This window comes from Streptomyces sp. 11x1, from assembly GCF_032598905.1.
Taxonomy (GTDB): Bacteria; Actinomycetota; Actinomycetes; order Streptomycetales; family Streptomycetaceae; genus Streptomyces.
Genome location: NZ_CP122458.1, coordinates 1,179,023 through 1,197,142, shown reverse-complemented (window position 1 = coordinate 1,197,142; position 18,120 = coordinate 1,179,023). Strand labels below are relative to the sequence as shown.

General features: G+C 70.4%; 14 protein-coding genes and 1 pseudogene. 13 read left to right on the top strand and 2 right to left on the bottom strand.

Features of this window, described 5'->3' with window-relative positions:
• Positions 1 to 72: 72 nt before the first annotated feature.
• Positions 73 to 843: a FadR/GntR family transcriptional regulator gene (locus P8T65_RS05655; protein WP_316724283.1), complete on the bottom strand. Its 771-nt coding sequence runs from the start codon at positions 841 to 843 to the stop codon at positions 73 to 75.
• Between the two features lie 159 nt (positions 844 to 1,002).
• Between P8T65_RS05655 and P8T65_RS05650 the strand changes: the two genes are divergently transcribed.
• The 12 genes and pseudogenes from P8T65_RS05650 to P8T65_RS05595 all read left to right on the top strand — a co-directional run bounded on the left by P8T65_RS05650 (position 1,003) and on the right by P8T65_RS05595 (position 15,550).
• Positions 1,003 to 2,274, top strand: a complete 1,272-nt coding sequence (locus tag P8T65_RS05650) for an extracellular solute-binding protein (RefSeq protein WP_316724282.1) — start codon at positions 1,003 to 1,005, stop codon at positions 2,272 to 2,274.
• Between the two features lie 184 nt (positions 2,275 to 2,458).
• A complete protein-coding gene (locus tag P8T65_RS05645) occupies positions 2,459 to 3,259 on the top strand; it encodes a sugar ABC transporter permease (protein WP_316731489.1) in 801 nt (266 codons plus the stop codon).
• On the top strand, positions 3,259 to 4,086 hold the full coding sequence (locus tag P8T65_RS05640; protein WP_316724281.1) for a carbohydrate ABC transporter permease: 828 nt from the start codon (positions 3,259 to 3,261) through the stop codon (positions 4,084 to 4,086). The genes P8T65_RS05645 and P8T65_RS05640 overlap by 1 nt, the downstream gene beginning before the upstream one ends.
• Before the next feature lie 3 nt (positions 4,087 to 4,089).
• The gene (locus P8T65_RS05635; RefSeq protein WP_316724280.1) at positions 4,090 to 5,292 is read left to right on the top strand and encodes a mandelate racemase/muconate lactonizing enzyme family protein; all 1,203 of its coding nucleotides are present in this window, start codon (positions 4,090 to 4,092) and stop codon (positions 5,290 to 5,292) included.
• The gene (locus P8T65_RS05630) at positions 5,289 to 5,546 is read left to right on the top strand and encodes an SDR family oxidoreductase (RefSeq protein WP_399098389.1); all 258 of its coding nucleotides are present in this window, start codon (positions 5,289 to 5,291) and stop codon (positions 5,544 to 5,546) included. The genes P8T65_RS05635 and P8T65_RS05630 overlap by 4 nt, the downstream gene beginning before the upstream one ends.
• Positions 5,547 to 5,661: 115 nt before the next feature.
• Positions 5,662 to 6,651 (top strand): sigma-70 family RNA polymerase sigma factor, encoded by a 990-nt coding sequence (locus tag P8T65_RS05625; protein ID WP_316724279.1) that lies wholly within the window; start codon positions 5,662 to 5,664, stop codon positions 6,649 to 6,651.
• Positions 6,652 to 7,081: 430 nt separating this feature from the next.
• Positions 7,082 to 8,563 (top strand): ricin-type beta-trefoil lectin domain protein, encoded by a 1,482-nt coding sequence (locus P8T65_RS05620; protein ID WP_316724278.1) that lies wholly within the window; start codon positions 7,082 to 7,084, stop codon positions 8,561 to 8,563.
• Between the two features lie 224 nt (positions 8,564 to 8,787).
• Positions 8,788 to 11,709 (top strand): glycosyl hydrolase family 95 catalytic domain-containing protein, encoded by a 2,922-nt coding sequence (locus P8T65_RS05615; protein WP_316724277.1) that lies wholly within the window; start codon positions 8,788 to 8,790, stop codon positions 11,707 to 11,709.
• Positions 11,706 to 13,025: a ricin-type beta-trefoil lectin domain protein gene (locus P8T65_RS05610; RefSeq protein WP_316724276.1), complete on the top strand. Its 1,320-nt coding sequence runs from the start codon at positions 11,706 to 11,708 to the stop codon at positions 13,023 to 13,025. The genes P8T65_RS05615 and P8T65_RS05610 overlap by 4 nt, the downstream gene beginning before the upstream one ends.
• Before the next feature lie 279 nt (positions 13,026 to 13,304).
• Positions 13,305 to 14,216: a universal stress protein gene (locus P8T65_RS05605; RefSeq protein WP_316724275.1), complete on the top strand. Its 912-nt coding sequence runs from the start codon at positions 13,305 to 13,307 to the stop codon at positions 14,214 to 14,216.
• Positions 14,217 to 14,266: 50 nt separating this feature from the next.
• Positions 14,267 to 14,560: pseudogene (locus P8T65_RS05600) on the top strand (universal stress protein); the annotation flags it as partial.
• A gap of 102 nt (positions 14,561 to 14,662) precedes the next feature.
• Positions 14,663 to 15,550, top strand: coding sequence for a universal stress protein (locus P8T65_RS05595; RefSeq protein ID WP_316731488.1), 888 nt, complete (start codon positions 14,663 to 14,665; stop codon positions 15,548 to 15,550).
• A 462-nt stretch (positions 15,551 to 16,012) separates the two neighbouring features.
• Here P8T65_RS05595 and P8T65_RS05590 read toward each other — a convergent pair whose 3' ends face one another.
• The gene (locus P8T65_RS05590; RefSeq protein WP_316724274.1) at positions 16,013 to 16,174 is read right to left on the bottom strand and encodes a hypothetical protein; all 162 of its coding nucleotides are present in this window, start codon (positions 16,172 to 16,174) and stop codon (positions 16,013 to 16,015) included.
• Between the two features lie 95 nt (positions 16,175 to 16,269).
• Here P8T65_RS05590 and P8T65_RS05585 point away from each other — a divergent pair, with 95 nt between their 5' ends.
• Complete coding sequence (locus P8T65_RS05585; RefSeq protein ID WP_316724273.1) at positions 16,270 to 17,880, top strand: ISL3 family transposase; 1,611 nt, start codon at positions 16,270 to 16,272, stop codon at positions 17,878 to 17,880.
• Positions 17,881 to 18,120 lie beyond the last annotated feature (240 nt).

Here is an 18,120-nt window from a genome sequence, read left to right as displayed (position 1 = left end):
GCCGCGAGCGGGGCTCGCCTGTAGGGCCCTTCTGATGGATCTCCGCGGCCACGGAGATCCATCAGAAGGGCCCTAACGCCGCAGCCAGGTCGGCTCGCCCGGCCCGCTGCGGCGTACCACCCACGCCTCGGTGATGTGGGTGAACATCGCCTCGGCCGCACCCTTGGGGTCGTGCGCGGCGATCCGCTCGTAGATGCGCCGATGGCCGTGGTTGGACGCGACGCAGAAGGCGCGGCCGGTTCGGCCCGTGTAACGGGCGGAGTTGATGACCTGCCGCTCCAGCGAACGGACCACGGCACGGCCGATGCGGTTCCCCGACGCCTGCATGACGGTGTCGTGGAAGGCCCGGTCCTCTTCGTGGTACGAATCGGGGTCGTCGACGAGCTCGTCCATCCGCTCCACCAGTCTGCGCAGCCGGTCGATCACCTCGGCGTTCGCCAGGCGGGCGGTGACGTTGGCCATGTCGGACTCCAGCACGCGGCGGGTCGCGACGAGGTGGTCGAGGATGGCCAGGCTCTCGTCCTCGGCGATGGTTGCGCCGAGGACCAACTCGTCGAGCATGTTCCACATCGCCGGCGGGGTGACCATCGTGCCGGCGCCCTGGCGGACCTGCACCAGCCCCTTCTCCTGAAGGATCTTCACCGCCTCGCGGACCACGGTGCGGCTGACCGAGAAGGTCGCGCAGAGCACGGGCTCGGGGGGGAGCGGCGAACCGGACGGATGGACTCCACTGACGATCCGCTCCACCAGCTCAGCCGTGACGGCGGCGGCAAGGTTCGCCGGGCGCCGGCTCCAGGCGGGGGCCTCGGAGGCCTCTGCGGATGACTGCGGTACTGCCGTCATGACACCCCCCGGGGGCCGTGCCGTACCACGGATGCTCGCCAACTATACGGCATATCTGTTGACGTCATACGTCATACGAGTTACATACGTCATACGAGTTGCGTTCCTCCTCAACCTCAATTGCCGGACAGCCGGCCACCTCAGGAGAGCGGGGCAGCAATGAAGCAGCGAACACTGTGGTCGGCGATCCCGGTTGCCGGGCTCGTTGTCTTGGCCGGCTGCGGAAGCGCCGCCGACCCGGATGCGGCGTCCGGTGGTTCGAAGGGCAAGCTCGTCGTCTGGGACTGGAAGTCCGGCGATGCCGCAGCGTCCACCTACGTCAAGAAGGCCAAGGCCGACTTCGCCGAGCAACACCCCGGCGTGACGGTCGAGTTCGTCGCGCAGCCGTTCGAGCAGTACTACACCCTGCTCGGGGCCGCCATCCAAGCCGGCAAGGGGCCGGACGTCATGCTCTTCAACGGCGGCGGGCAGATCCGTGACCGCGCGGACTCCCTGCTGCCGTTGGACGAGTACGTGCGTGACGACAAGAAGCGGCTGGCCGGGTGGGAGGCCTTCACCAAGGACAGCAAGACCTACGCCGCTCCGGTGACCTTGCAAGGCCACCCGATCTACTACAACAAGTCGCTCTACCGGAAGGCAGGGCTGGACCCGGAGCAGCCGGCCACCAGCTGGGACGAGTTCGTCGCCAACTGCCGGACCATCAACGAGGCGACCGGTGCCAGATGCTTCGCGCAGGGCAACAAGGAAGGCATCGGCATCCAGTTCTTCCTGTCCGGGCTCGGCTCGGGCGTCCTGTCGCCCACGGAGTACGACGACTGGATCGCCGGCGAACGAGACTGGTCTTCACCGGCGGTCAAGCGGGTCTTCTCGCTCTGGAAAGAGGCCGACGCCAAAGGCCTGAACAACGACGGGGCGAACTCGACGGCGATGTTCAACGACGCGTTCGCGGTGTTCCAGTCCAACAAGGCCGCCCACGTCATCGGGTTGATGTCGGACATCGGGCACTGGAAGGACTTCGCCGAATTCCTCGGCCCCGACGATGTAGGCGTCATGAAGTCGCCGATCGTCACGGCCGGCGCCAGGCCGAGCCTTCCCTACGACGGCGGCATCGGCTACGCCGTCGCGAAGCGGACCAAGGACCCCGAGGCCGCCGCCGACCTGGTGCGCTCCCTGACCTCGGCCGACGCACTGAAGTCGTTCCACGCCGACGCGGGCGCCATCGCGGCCGACCGCACCGTGGACGTCTCGAGCGCCGGCCCGGCGGTCGCCACCATCGTGTCCGAGATCGACCGTGGCAAGCCCGCCCTGCACGTGGCCCTGCCGTCCAGGACCGTAGACCTGATGGGGCGGCTGTCTCAGCAACTGCTGAGCGGATCGGTCACGGTCGACGCGGCGGTCGAGCAGCTGGCGGCGTCCGACCAGGCGGGCTGAGGCCATGTCACCCATGGGTTCACCGGCCCGCGCTGCTCAAGCAGAGCGGCCCGACGGGGCACGAACAGGCGAGGCGGTAGGTGACCGCGGCCCCGCGCCGACATCTCCGCGAGTCCGTAGCAGCCGGCGCGCCGAACGCCTCGCCCCCTACGTCCTGGTCGCTCCCGCTGTCCTGATCATCGTGCTGCTCCGGCTCTGGCCGCTGGGACTGGGCGTCAACTTCTCCTTCACCGGTGACGGCGAACACAACGGTGCCACGGTGGGGCTCGGCAACTACGCCGAGCTCATCGACGACCCGCTGTTCCGCACCGCGCTGGGCAACGTCGGACTGCTGGTGCTGCTGCTGCCGGTCGCGGTCGCCATCCCCGGACTGCTCGCCACCTTCATCTACCTGCGGGTGCCGGGACACCAGGTCTTCCGGAGCGTCTACTTCTTCCCGGCCGTGCTCTCACCGGTGATCGTCGGCGCGATCTTCAACCTGCTCCTGGCCTTCGACGGACCGCTGAACGCCGTGCTCGGCGGCTCGGGGCTCGGCCCGGTGGACTGGCTCGGCGATCCCGACGTAGCCATGTTCACCGTCGTCGGCGTGCACATCTGGGCGACGTCAGGGATGGCGCTGGTGGTGTTCCTGGCCGGGTTCTCGACCCTGGACCCCGCGCTCCTGGACGCCGCCCGGGTCGACGGCGCCTCGCTCGCGCGGACGATCTGGCACGTCATCATCCCGGGTCTGTCCCGCACCATCCAGTTCGTCGTCGTCACCACGATGATCGGGATGCTGACCTCGATGTTCGGGCTGCTCTACGTCATGACCAGTGGTGGCCCGGAAGGGTCGACCTACCTGCCGGAGTACTACATCTGGGTCCAGCAGGGGCAGATGAGCCGCCCGGCGCTCGCGTCGGCCGCGTCCACCCTCCTCTTCCTCATCATGCTGGTCGTGGGCCTGCTGCAGGTCGGCCTGCTGCGCCGGGCGGGGAGGGAGGACTGATGTCCCGCCTGGGACCGAGCAGATGGCTGATCGCCGTGCCGATGGCGCTCCTCGCCCTGGCGACGATCTACCCGCTGCTGTTCACCGCCAACGTCGCGATGAAGACCCGCCGGGAGTACATCCTCGACCGGTTCTCCCCGGCAGGCACTCTGAGGTGGGACAACCTCGGCGCGGCGTGGAACAGCGACGGCATGGGGCGGTACTTCCTCAACTCCGTGATCGTGGTGGCCTGCGCCGTGGCGCTGCTGCTGCTCTTCGGGTCCATGGCCGGGTTCGCGCTGGCCCAGGTGCGGTTCCGCGGCTCGTCCGCGCTGACTCTGGTCTGCCTCGCGGCACTGTTCATCCCCTTCCAGGTGATCATGGTGCCGCTGGCCAGGATCATGGCCGACGGCGGTCTCATCGACACCTATCCGGGGCTGGCCCTCGCCTACGTCGCGCAGTTCCTGCCGTTCACCGTCTTCCTGATGACGAGCTACTACCGAGCGGTGCCCGCCGAACTCGTCGACGCCGCACGGATCGACGGCAACACCCTGTACGGCGTCTACCGGCGGATCATGCTGCCGATGGGTGCCCCGGCACTGCTGTCGGTGGGCATCCTCGACGCGCTGTTCTGCTGGAACGACGTGCTCATCTCGCTGCTGATGATGCCGTCGGCCGACCATCGCACCCTGATGGTGGGCATCACCGCACTGCGCGGCCAGTACTCCGCCGACATCCCCACCTTCGCAGCCGGCGTCCTGATCGCCGGGCTCCCCGTGTTGGTGACCTACCTGTTCCTGCAGCGCCAGATCGCCGACGGCGTGACGGCCGGCGCGACGAAGGGATGACGCATGCGCATCACCGGGTACAGAACCCTGACGACGGCACAGCGATGGGGCCGACCTGTCGGTGACGCCAACGGCGTCTACACCGACGGCGTCGTGCCCGTGCCGGTCGTCATCGTCGAGACCGATGAGGGGATCACCGGAGTCGGCCTGGGACCGCACGTGGAAGCCGAGGCGATCTTCGCCGCCATCGACGGCCGGGACCCGCGCGCGGTGACCGCGCTCTACGACCGCATGCTGCGGCACACCTTCAAAGCCGGGCATGCCGGCGTGGTGTTCGGCACGATCGGCGCGTTCGACACGGCGTTGTGGGACATCAAGGCACAGGCCGTGGGCGAGCCGCTGTGGCGGTTGCTCGGCGGCAACGACCGCATGGTCCACGCCTACGCCTCCGGCCTGGACATCGGCCTCACCGACGACGAGCTCGTCGCCACCTACCAGGCCTATGCCGAACGCGGTCTGAGGGCGGCGAAGCTCAAGGGCGGCCTGGACATCGAGCGCGACCGGCACCGACTGTCGCTCGTACGCGAGGTACTGACCGAGGCCGCGCACGGGACCCGGCCAGGGCTCATGCTGGATGCCAACGAGTCCTGGAGCCGCAAGCAGGCGGTACGCCACGTCGGTGAACTGGAACGCACACTCGACCTGACCTGGATCGAGGAGCCGGTCCGGCGCTGGGACGCCGACGGCCTGGCCGTGGTCAGCCGTGGCGTACGGACGGCGGTCGCCAGCGGGGAGAACCTCACCGGCCTCGAACAGTTCCGCCCGCTGATCGCTGCCGGAGGCGTCGACATCGTCCAGACGGCCGCGGTCTGGGGAGTCACCCACTTCCTGCGTGTCGCCGCGCTGGCGCACGCCTACGACCTGCCGGTCAGCCCGATCGGCAACACGCCTGTCGCGCTGCTGCACGCCGCGACCTCGGTGCCCAACCACCTCGTCAGCGAACTGCAGGGCCTACAGCCGCCGCTCGGCGTCGCGATGGACCTGCACGTCGAGGACGGCGCCTTCGTGCTCGGCGACACGCCGGGCCTGGGCATCCGGATCGACGAAACGGTGATGACCGGGGCCCGTCAGCGAACGGCACACGCACCCGACGGACCGCACATACGGCCGGAGCAGGCCGGCCGACGGCTGCTCGCGGTCACCCCTGGACCATGCCGATCCACCGCGGAAGGGACGTTCGACACCATGAGGCTGGAGGACCGATGAAAGCGGCTGTCCACCGCCGGGCCCACGCCCTCGACGCCGACGCCGTCGCACCGGGCTGCATCGCCACCGACGACACCGAGGTGTCACGCGCGGACCCCCAGCGCGACCGGGCGATCCTCGGCCGGATCCCGGCCGGTCGCTGGAAACCCGCCGACGATCTCGCCGGGGCCACGGTGTTCCTCGCCTCCCCGGCGTCGGACCATGTCGACGGCGTCGCTCTTCCCGTCGACGGCGGATGGCTGGGGCGATTATGAGCCGCCGAGCATTACCAGCCGGTCACGCCCGCGACGATCGTGCGTGCGAACCCGAGGGTGGCGACGTGCGCGGCACCTGGGCGGCCCTGCCCGCGGCACCATGTACGGACTCGTGATGCGAGCCGGCCGAGTCGACGAGACGAGCCTGGTCGTCGCCGCACAGGCCGGCGATCCACGAGCGCTCGACGACCTGGCCGCGACGTACCTGCCGCTGGTGTACGCGATCGTGCGCAGGGCACTGGGTGAGCTTGCGGACGTCGACGACGTGGTGCAGGAGACGATGCTGCGGGCACTTCCCGAGCTGCGCACGTTGCGCGCCCCGGAGTGCTTCCGGCCCTGGCTGACCACGATCGCCACACGACAGATCAGCACCCATCTGCACCGGCGGCGGACGGACGCCGAACGGACGGCCTCCCTCGACGAGATGACCGACCCGCCGGACGCCGACGCCGACGCCGAGAACCTGGCGCTGATCCACGTCGAGCTGTCCGGTCATCGCCGCAAGACCGTACGCGCCAGTCGATGGCTCGACCCGGGCGCCCGGGCGCTGCTGTCGCTGTGGTGGCTGGAGACCGCGGGCCGGCTGACGAGGGCGGAGCTCGCGGCGGCGCTGGGAACGAGCGTGGCCCACGCGGGTGTGCGCGTCCAGCGGATGCGCAACCAGCTGGAGCTGAGTCGGTCACTCGTCGCCGCGCTGGAAGCCAGCCCCCGGTGCCCACAGCTGACCGCCGCGCTGGCGGGCTGGGACGGCGTACCGAGCACGCTGTGGCGTAAGCGCATCACCCGGCACACCCGATCCTGTGCGGACTGCGGCCTGGCCGCCGACGAACTGGTACCCCTCGAGCGGCTGATCGTCGCCTTGGCGCTGCTCCCCGTCCCACTCGCGCGGCAGACCACGGTGCTCGACGAACCCGCGCGCGCCGGGGCGACCGACAATGCCGTCGTGAGGGGAGCCGAGTCGGCACCCAGGTCATCGCGTTCGGCGACGGCACCGTGCTTTTCGACGCTACGGCGACTGCGACTGTTCAAGCCGATCGCCGATAACGAAAACTGCCCCGATATACACGCGTCCTTCACTCAAATTCGCCGCCTGGAAACGTTATGAGAGGAGGCCGTCAATAGTCCCGCTTCTCCGGTTGCTTGTACGACGGCTCAGGCCGATATATATATCGACGATTCCCTCTTGAATAGGCCATGGCAATCTGTCAATCTTCTAGTCGTTCGACGCGTGACGTTCCCCATTCATGACCTGTGAAAGCGGAATCCGAAATCGATCTACGGATTGCGATTCGCGGTTTCCGTACCAGGGCATGGACCCCGACGCCGGCGGCGGAGATCCGGGCGAAGCCGGGGAGCGAGGCTTTCCAGGCGCCACGGCAGCGGCATGACGCTGACATGCTCGCTGCGCGAGCGATCTGGGAGGGGGCCGGCGCGGAGAGGGCAAGCTCCGCGCCGGCTCGGCCGGCTGCCGGCAGGCGTCAACAGATCCCGCACAGCGCAGACGTGACCACACCGCCGACCGGGGAGACACGACCATGCCCCACACCCATCGCCGACGCTACCTCGCCCGGGCGCTCGCCTGCGTCCTGACCGCGCTCGGCGCGCTCGCGGTCGTCGAGCCCCAGAGCGCCTCGCCGGCCGCCGCCGACACCGCCCAGTTCCGTGGTGTCAACTGGGCCCGGCTCGGTGACAACTTCCACGGTGGCCCGCTGGTCCTGCACGGGTTGAGCGGCTCCGACAGCTACCAGACGGTCGTGGCGAAGGCCAACGCCGTCTACACCGGCTTCGAGAACAACCTCGGCGCCAACACCGTTCGGCTCCCCATCAACACCTACACAGTCGGGACGAGCTGGTGGAGCGCGTACACAGGCGCGATAGACGCGGCCACCGCGAAGGGAATCAAGGTCGTCCTCTCCTACTGGGAGGACGGGGTGGCCGCCCGCGGCGGTCGCATCGTCGACCCGAGCGCCTTCGACACCATGTGGAACACCGTGCTCGCCCGGTACGGCACCAACAGCCTCGTCCACTTCGAGCCGATGAACGAACCGGCGGGGCACAGCGCCGGTGAGTGGGCGAACCTGGTGAGCAGCTGGATCAGCAGCCACCCGTCGATTCCGCGGAACCGTATCTTCGTCAGCGGCGCGGGCCTGAACACCGACATCAAGTCCATGTGCGCCGACCGCCGCCTCGACGGGACGTTCCTGTCGCTGCACCACTACACGTTCTTCAGCGGTGCGAAGACCTACGACCAGTGGGTGGCGTATCTGCGGAACGCGATCGGCTCCTGCGCCGACCGCACTGTCGTCGACGAGTTCGGCGCGCCGATGGACACCGGGCTCAACTACCACGACGCCGGCAGCTCCGACAACTTCGTGCGCTACTTCCGGGCCACCACCACGGTGCTCCGGGAACTGCGGATCGGCTCCGTCTACTGGCCCGGGCTGGGCGGAAAGATACGCGCCGGCCAGGGTGACGACTGGTATGCCATGCAGAAACTGCACGGCACCGGTACCGACCTCACGCTCAGCACCCCCAGCGCCAGCGGCCGCGAGCGCCTCCGGTACGGCTGGGGCCTGGACGGCGACGTCCCGGCCCCGACGAGCTTGCTGCGCAACGTCGGCACCGGGCGCTGTCTGGACATCCCCGGCGGGACCGCGGCGAACATCCAGGTCCAGGTGGAGACCTGCGCCGACACGGCCGGTCGGCAGTGGACCTTGACGCCCGGCGGACAGCTCACCGCACTGGGGGGCCAGAAATGCCTGGATGCGTACGGCAGCGGGACGACGAGCGGCACCGTGGTCGGCACGTGGGCGTGCAACGGCGGCGACAACCAGAGGTGGACGGTAAGCACTGACGGCACCATCCGCGGCATTCACTCCGGCCTCTGCCTCGACGTGAACACCACCACCTTCAAGGTGCAGCTGTGGGCGTGCTGGGGCGGCGACAACCAGAGATGGCAGATCCAGAACACTGACGCGCGACGCGACGCCCGACTCGGCGGACACGGTGAACGGTGACCGCCGGCCGCGGCGCGCTCCGCGTGGAGACCAACGGGCCGCTCCCAGTCGAGTGGGCGGACGCCGGCACGGACCGGCTGATCCGAGCGCCCGAGGCTCCGGCGTTCGTCCGGAAGCCGGCGCCCGACGCGCCGGCCGCCCCGCGTACGGCCGTCGCCTTCCTCACCGGCGGTTCGTCATCACCCAAGTCAATGACCTGCTCCAGTCCGTGAAGGGAGTACGACATGTCCGAGGTGACACGCAGACGGTTCCTCGCCGCCGGGGCGGCGGCTGGAGCAGGGATCGTGCCGGGTGGGTGGACGGCCGTCGCCAGGTCCGGCTCGGCCGCGCCGCCGGAGGTTCTGGCCGCCGACGACCTCGCCCTGTGGTACGACAAGCCGGCCGGCGCGGACTGGCTGCGGGCACTGCCGATCGGCAACGGACGCCTCGGCGCGATGGTGTTCGGCAACGTCGACACCGAGCGGCTGCAGCTCAACGAGGACACCGTCTGGGCCGGCGGCCCGTACGACTCCGCCAACACCCGCGGCGCGGCCAACATCGCGGAGATCCGGCGGCGGGTCTTCGCGGATCAGTGGGGACCGGCGCAGGACCTGATCAATCAGGCGATGCTGGGCAGCCCGGCCGGGCAGCTGGCCTACCAGCCGGTCGGAAACCTTCGGCTCTCCTTCGGCAGCGCCACCGGTGCGTCGCAGCACAACCGGACGCTCGACCTCACCACCGCCACGGCCACCACGACCTACGTGCTGAACGGCGTGCGGTACCAGCGTGAGGCTTTCGCCAGCGCACCCGACCAGCTGATCGTGACCCGGCTGACGGCCGACCGCGCCAACTCCCTGACCTTCACCGCCACCTTCGACAGCCCACAACGCACCACGGTGTCCAGCCCGGACGGGGCCACGATCGCCCTCGACGGCACCTCCGGCACCATGGAAGGCATCACCGGGCGGGTCCGATTCCTTGCCCTGGCCCACGCCGCCGTGACAGGCGGCACGGTCAGCAGCTCGGGCGGCACCCTGCGGGTCTCCGGCGCCACCAGCGTGACGGTGCTGGTGTCGATCGGCTCCAGCTACGTCGACTTCCGCAACGTCGGCGGCGACTACCAGGGGATCGCGCGGCGCCACCTCGACGCCGCCCGCAACGTCGGCGTCGACGAACTGCGCCGCCGGCATCTCGCCGACTACCAGGGGTTGTTCAACCGGGTGTCGATCGATCTGGGCCGTACGACGGCGGCCGACCAGCCGACCGACGTACGGATCGCGCAGCACGCACAGGTCAACGACCCGCAGTTCTCCGCCCTGTTGTTCCAGTTCGGCCGGTACCTGCTCATCTCGTCCTCGCGGCCGGGCACCCAGCCGGCGAACCTGCAGGGCATCTGGAACGACCAGATGGCTCCGTCCTGGGACTCGAAGTTCACCATCAACGCCAACCTGCCGATGAACTACTGGCCCGCCGACACGACGAACCTGTCCGAGTGCTTCCGCCCGGTCTTCGACATGATCGACGACCTGACGGTGACCGGCGCCCGGGTGGCCCAGGCGCAGTACGGTGCCGGCGGCTGGGTGACGCATCACAACACCGACGCGTGGCGGGGGGCCTCGGTCGTCGACGGAGCGCAGTGGGGGATGTGGCAGACCGGTGGCGCGTGGCTGGCCACCCTGATCTGGGACCACTACCTGTTCACCGGTGACATCGACTTCCTCCGCTCCAACTACCCGGCCCTGAAGGGCGCCGCCCAGTTCTTCCTCGACACCCTCGTCGTCCACCCGACGCTCGGCCACCTGGTCACCAACCCGTCGAACTCTCCGGAGCTCCCTCACCACGCGAACGCCACCGTCTGCGCCGGGCCCACCATGGACAACCAGATCCTGCGCGACCTCTTCAACAGCGTCGCCCGCGCCGGCGAAGTCCTCGGCGTGGACGCCGCCTTCCGCGCTCAGGCACTGGCGGCCCGGGACCGGCTGTCGCCGACGCGGGTCGGCTCCAGGGGCAATGTCCAGGAGTGGCTGGCCGACTGGGTGGAGACCGAGCGGACTCACCGGCACGTGTCCCACCTGTACGGTCTGCATCCGAGCAACCAGATCACCAAGCGCGGGACACCCCAGTTGCACGAGGCCGCGCGGCGGACGCTGGAGCTGCGCGGTGACGACGGGACGGGATGGTCGCTCGCGTGGAAGATCAACTTCTGGGCCCGGTTGGAGGAGGGCGCCCGGGCCCACAAGCTGATCCGGGACCTGGTGCGGACGGACCGGCTCGCGCCCAACATGTTCGACCTGCACCCGCCGTTCCAGATCGACGGCAACTTCGGCGCCACCTCGGGCATCGCGGAGATGCTGCTGCAGAGCCACAACGGCGAACTCCACGTGCTGCCGGCGCTGCCGGCCGCCTGGCCCACCGGGCGCGTGAGCGGACTGCGCGGCCGCGGCGGACACACCGTCGGCGCCGAGTGGAGCAGCGACCGGATCGAGTGCGTCGTCACACCCGACCGAACCGGTGCCGTCCGGGTGCGCAGCCGGATCTTCGCCGGTGACTTCACGCTGCGGGACGAATCGAGCGGCGATTCCGTCCAGCCGAAGCGGCTCGAGACCGATCTCATCGAGTTCGCGGGCCAGGCCGGCCACACCTACCGCGCGTCCGCACGCAGGTCGGGGCCGGTGGAGACCGGCGTGGCCTATCGGCTGGTGGCCCAGCACAGCGGCAAGGCCGCCGACATCAGCGGTGCGTCCACGGCCGCCGGTGCGCGGCTGATCCAGTGGCAGATCACCGCCGGTCTCAACCAGCACTTCGAGTTCCTGCCCTCCGACGGCGGGCACCACAAGATCCGGGTTGGGCACAGTGGGCTGTTCCTGCAAGCCGCCGGTAGCGGCAGCGGCGCCGACATCACCCAGCAGCCGGACACCGACACCACCGGCCAGCAGTGGCGGACAGTCGACCACGGCGGTGGCGTGGTCAGTCTGGTCAACCGGCAGAGCGGCCTCGCCCTGGACGTGTGGGAGAGCTCCACCGCCGACGGGGCCCGCATCTCCCAGTGGGCAGCCACCGGCAGCACCAACCAGCGATTCCGACTCGACCGCGTCCAGCCCCAGGGCCTACGGCGGCAGGACCGACCTGCCAGCGCCATGTCACCGAGCAGCGAGGGAGCCGCATGATGTCGATCCACAGATGGTTGTTCGGGCGAGCGGTGTTGGCGGCCCTGCTCGTTCTGGCCATGGCCGGCGGGGCAGGAGTCAGCGTTGCGGCCGACACGTCGCCCACCGCCGGGGCCACCCTTGCGGGGACCCCCGGATGCGGACGTGCCCCCACACTGACCAACGGCACGCACACGATTCAAAGCGGCGGCAAGAGTCGCTCCTTCATCCTGAGCATCCCTGAGAACTACGACAACACCCGCCAATACCGACTGGTCTTCGGATTCCACTGGTTGGGTGGCACCGCCGGGCAGGTCGCCGGCGGCGGAAGCGACGGCGATGTCTATGCCCACTACGGACTCCGGCGACTGGCGAACAACAGTGCGATCTTCGTAGCTCCGCAGGGCCTCAACAACGGCTGGGGCAACTCCGGCGGCGAGGACGTGACCTTCGTCGACGACATGATCAGGCGTATCGACAACGACCTCTGTGTCGACACCACGCAGCGCTTCGCCCTCGGCTTCAGCTACGGCGGAGCCATGAGCTACGCACTCGCATGTGCCAGGCCGAACGTCTTCCGCGCGGTCGCCGCGATAGCCGCGCCCGGGGGGATCAGCGGGTGCAGCGGAGGCACCCAGCCCTTCGCGTACATGGGAATCCACGGCATCAACGACAACATCGGCGCCGGTCGCGGGATGCGGGACAGGTTCGTCAGGAACAACGGCTGCGCTCCCCAGAACCCGCCGGAGCCCGCGTCGGGTAGCCGCACCCACATCACCACCGCCTACTCGGGCTGCCGCGAGGGGTATCCGGTCGTCTGGGCCGCGTTCGACGGAGGTCACCAGCAAGGCCCCGTGGACGGGTGCGCGGGCTGCGAGAGCGGCGCCAGGAGTTGGGTCAAGCATGAGGTCTGGAGCTTCTTCACGGGTGCCGACCCGAACCCGAATCCCCCGGACCCGACCACATTCCGGCTGCGGAGCCAGTCCGCCGACCGATGCCTGGACGTCAGCGGTGCCGACTCGTCCAACGGCGCCCAGATGGTCATCTGGGACTGCCACACCGGCACCAACCAGCAGTTCACCCAGACCGGACAGACCCTGCGGGTGATGGGCAGATGCCTGGACGTGCCGAGCAACGCCGCCTCCGGCACCCGAGCGCGGATCTGGGACTGCACCGGCGGTGCGAACCAGCAATGGAATGTGAGCGCCGACGGAACCGTCAGCAACGTCCAGACCGGACTCTGCCTGGACGTCAACGGCGGCAGCACCGCCAACGGCGCTGCGGTGATCGTGTGGAGCTGCCACACCGGCGTCAACCAACGCTGGGCCCGAGCGTAAGCAGAGGTGTGAAGGCGGCCTCGGTAGTCGCGGCCGCCTCCATCTCCAGCCGCGCCGGCCCTTCGGAAGTCCGTCTAGCCCTGACCGCACGCGATCATCCATTCACCTCGGCAGTCACCCGGACCGGTGTCCGCCTCCGCGGCGCCGGAGCGTGGTGCGGGGGTGCCGCTGGGACCGATGGGGCCGGTCGGCTCCGCACCGGGGACCTGCGGTACCTGCACCCGTGGCTTCCCCCGCCACCACCCTGGCATCGCAACCCCGACACAGGAGGTGGACAGCATGTCCCGCAATGTCACCGTGGGCCTCGACGGCTCAGCAGAGAGCCGCGCGGCTGCCGAGTGGGCGGCCCGGGAGGCGAAGCTGCGCGGCCTGCCGCTGCGGCTGGTGCACGTCTGGGAACCCGTCCCGGAGCCTTTGGCGCAGGCACAGGCCCCGCTGCTCGGCGCCGAGAAGCTGCGGCACTGGGGCGAACGGATTCCGCGCGAGACGGCAGAGGGCCTGCGTCGGCGCCACCCCGGCGTGCAGGTGGAGATCGAGCCGATCCCCGGCAGGCCGATGGACGCGTTGCCCAAGGCGGCGAAGGACACCGAACTCCTCGTCCTCGGCTCGCGTGGGCTGAGCGGGATCGGCGGGTTCCTCGTCGGGTCGGTGGGCGCGGCTGTGATCGCGCACACCGACACCCCCGTCGTCCTGGTGCGGGCCGGGGAACAGGCCGCCGACGAGCACGAGATGGACCCCGCCGGCATCCCGTCCGCCGCCACCCCGTATCGGCCCGTCGTGCTCGGCCTCGACCCCGCCCACCCCGACGACACGGTGATCGCCTTCGCCTTCGAGGCGGCAGCCCGCCGCGACACCGCCCTGCGGGTCGTGCACGGCTGGAACCTCCCGCCCTACGTGGCCTACGGTCTGCCCGCCGACGCCGAGCTCGACTCCGCACTCGGCCGGCAGGAGGCCGCCGCCCTCGCCGCGGTGCTGCGGCCCTGGCGGTACAAGTACCCGGACGTCGAGGTCTTCGAGGAGACCCCCTCCGGCAGCCCTGCCCACCACGTCATCGACGCCTCCCGGGACGCGTCCCTGGTGGTCGTCGGCCGCCGGGTCCGCCGCAGCCCGTTCGGCGTCCACATCGGTCCCGTCACACACGCGGTACTGCACCACGCCGCCGCCCCCGTGGCCGTCGTCGCGCACGACTGACCACGCTCTAGGTGTATTGACCCGCAGACGAGCGAGCCCTCGGCGGGCCCCTGGTCGTTGGCGTCGACGGTTTCGAGCCGAGCCTGCGCGCTGCCGACCGGGCCGCCGACGAGGCTGCCCTGCGCGGGGCGCCACTGCGGGTGGTGCACGCCTGCCTGTGGCAGCGGTACGAGGGCGCCGCGCTCACCCGGGACATCGGCAAACCGACCGAACTGCCCCTGCCTCAGGACGTGGTGGGCGCCGCTGCCGAGCGTGTACGCGCTCGGCCCCCGGGGCTGTGGGTCACAGCCGGCGTCGTGTTCGAGGAGCCGGAGCACGGGTACGTCGCCGCCGCGAAGGAGTGCCGGTCGGCCCTGGCCGTGGCGCCATCAGGCCCATGCACACGGGGCGCGGCCGGGGGGAGTGTGGCGGGTGAGCGTACTGGCGTACTGGATGTGGGAGGCACGATGAGCGGTGTGGTGGTAGCCGGTGTGGACGGGTCGGCGTCGAGTCTCGCGGCGGTCGAGGAGGCGGCACGGGAGGCGCGGTCGCGCGGGGCGGGGCTGCGGGTGGTGCACGCGTTCATCTGGCCCGCGCTGCACGTGCCCCTGGGCCCGCCACCGTCGGGTCCGGCCGGAGGCGGACTCCGGAACCTGGCCGACCGTGTGGTGGCCGAGGCGGTCGAGCGGGCGCGCGCCGCGGCGCCGGAGGTCGAGGTCAGCCATGCCGTGGTGACGGGTGAGCCGCTGACGGTGCTGGAGGCGCAGTCGCGTGCGGCCGAGCTGGTGGTGGTCGGGTCCCGCGGCATGGGCGGTTTCGTCGGGCTGCTGGTCGGGTCGACGGCCGTCCATCTGGCGGCACACGGCCGGTGTCCGGTGCTGGTCGTGCGGGAGCAGTCGAGTGCGGAGGGCCCGATCGTGCTGGGCGTCGACGGTTCGGCGGCGGGTGGGCCGGCGGTGGACTTCGCGTTCGCCGAGGCCGAGCTGCGGAAGGCGCCGTTGGTGGCGTTGCACGCCTGGACCACGTGGAACGCGCCGATGCCCGCACCGCAGGATGTGTCGATGCCGTACGCGAACCCGCCGGGCGCCCTCGTCGGGGAGGAGGAGCGCCTGCTGTCCGAGGCGCTGGCCGGACACCAGGAGCGGCACCCGGGTGTCGTGGTGGAGCATCGGGTCGTGCACGGCGGGACGCGGGAGGCGTTGATCGAGGCGAGCCGGTCCGCCCAGCTGGTGGTGACCGGTGCCCGCGGCCGGGGCGGCTTCGCCGGGCTGTTGCTCGGCTCGGTCAGTCAGGCCCTGCTGCACCACGCCCACTGCCCGGTCGCGGTGGTGCGGGGAGCGGAGGCGCGGCACTGACCTCGTGCGGTGGGCGGTCCCCTGCCCTGTCCCGCGCCGCGGGACAGGGCAGGGGACCGTCTGCCGGGTGGGCGTGAAGCGGGTGAGGAGCGGGCCGCAGACGCCGAGGAGCATCACGTAGGTGGTGACCAGTGCCGCCAGGCGGCCCTGCCCGGGGGCGGCCAGGCCGATGATGACGACGGAGAACTCGCCGCGGGCGATGAGCGCGGTTCCCGGCGCGGAGCCTGCCGCGGCGGCCGGCGCCCTCGCGGCGGGCCGCGTACCAGCCGGAGGTGACCTTGGTGGGCGGCCGTGACCACGGCCGGCGCCGCGGCAGCGGGCAGCGTCGGCAGCAGGTCGCCCGGGGGCTCCCGGTTGCCCAGTCGGCGCAGGTCGCCGAGGCAGGCGGGCGACGATGCCGGAGGAGGAGACGTAGGTGGCGCCCGTGAGCGCCAGGATCCCGACGGCGTCCAGGCCGAGCAGTCAGCCGGCCACGGCGCCGGGGGCGGCGTTGAGGACGAGGTCGACGGCGGCGGAGGAACGGTGCCGACGGAGGCTGACGGTGAACTCCCGGAAGGTGAACTCCCGGACGGTGAACTCCCGGACGGTGAAGTCCAGGCCGAGGACCAGGAGCAGCAGGATCACACCGATGGCGGCGCCGATGTCGGTTCTGACAAGATTTTCGTGGGGTGTTGAGGGTCTTTCGGCCGCTGGCGTGGCGTCAGGTGTGGTGCAGGCTGGTGGTGTGTGAGGTCTCGTTGACGACGCTGCTGCCGCATCTGGCCGCGGTACAGGTCGAGGAAGTGGTGGCCGGAGAGGGGCTGTTGCGGATCACCGCGCGCACGTGCGGGGGCCCAGTGGTCTGTCCGGACTGTGGGGTGGCCTCGCGGCACGAGCACAGCCGGTATGTGCGGCATCTCGACGACTGCCAGGTGGGCGGGCGCCCGGTGGTCGTCGACTTGTCGGTGCGCCGCTGGTACTGCGGCAACCTCCGGTGTCCGCGGGCGACGTTCGTGGAGCAGGTGGAGGGGCTGACGGTGCGCTACCAGCGACGCACCCCGCAGCTGCAGCAGCTGATGGAAGCGGTCGCGCTGGCCCTGGGCGGGCGGGCCGGGGCCCGGCTGGCGGCGCGATTACACCAGGCGGTGAGCTGGGTCACGCTGTTGAATCTCGTGATGCGGCTGCCCGATCCGCCGGCTGCGGTGCCGACGGTGCTGGGGGTGGACGACTTCGCGCTGCGCCGGGGGCAGGTCTACGGCACCGTCCTGGTCGACTGCGTCACGCGCAGGCCGGTCGACCTGCTGCCGGATCGGGAGGGCGCGTCGCTGGCAGGGTGGCTGGCCGGGCATCCGGGTGTGGAGGTGATCTGCCGGGACCGCGCTGAGGCCTACGGGGAGGGTGCCACGGCCGGGGCGCCCCAGGCGGTGCAGGTCGCTGACCGCTGGCACCTGTGGCACAACCTGGTCCAGGCCGCCGAGCGGTGCGTGCGCCGCCACCAGGGCTGCTGCAAGGAGCCCGGGCCCGACGGGCCCGTGGACGCGGTGCCCACCCCGGCCGAGCAGATCAGCCTGGCCGGCCAGGTCCGCCCTCCGAAGGAGCCCGAGGGCCGGTACGCCGACCGCACCCGCGCTCAGTACGCGGCCGTGCACCAACTGCGCGAACAGGGCTACGGGATCCGGGCCAGCGCTCGCCGGCTGGGGATCACCCCGCGCCGGGTCCGGGTGCTGCTGCGCGCTGCCACCTGGCAGGAACTGGTCGTCGACCGCTGGCAGGGGCGCCGCAACCGGCTGGACCCGTTCAAGGAGTACCTGCACCAGCGGTGGGCCGAGGGGCAGACCAACCTGGTTCAACTGCACTCCGAGATCCAAGCCCAAGGCTACCCGGGCAGCTACAACAGCCTGTGCGCCTACTTCCGGCGCTTTCGCCAGGTCAAGGGGCGTTCACCCGCCCGCGCGGCCCCACCGGGCATCCGCGAGATCACTGGCTGGATCACCCGGCACCCCGACACCCTCGACGACGGCGAAAAGCGGCAGCTGAAAGCGATCCTGGCCCGCTGCCCGGAACTGCAGGCCCTGTCCGGACACGTCCACACCTTCGCCCGGATGCTCGCCGACCTGTCCGCGCACCAGCTCCCCGACTGGCTCACCGACGTCCGCCAGGACGAGCTGCCCGATCTGCATTCCTTCGCCCGCGGCATCGAGCACGACATGGACGCCGTCACCGCCGGGCTGAGTCTGCCGTGGAGTTCAGGCGTCGTGGAGGGCCACATCAACCGGATCAAGATGCTCAAACGGCAGATGTTCAACCGGGCTCGCTTCCCGCTCCTACGCAAGCGCGTCCTGCTCGCGTGATCACAACCACGCTCTACACGACACCACGAAAATCTTGTCAGAACCCCGATGTCGACGAAGTCCCGGGCGGCGTGGTCCCGGCCCGTCGTGAAGAATCTCGGCAGGCGTCGCGGGGTGCTCAAGCCGTCGTACAGGATGTACAGCAGGGGGCGGGGCAGCGTGGCAGATGATCCGTGTCGTGCGCTCGCCGGGGTGTCCGACAGGGCCGAGTGGCCCCTGGGCACGGACTGACGGCCCCTG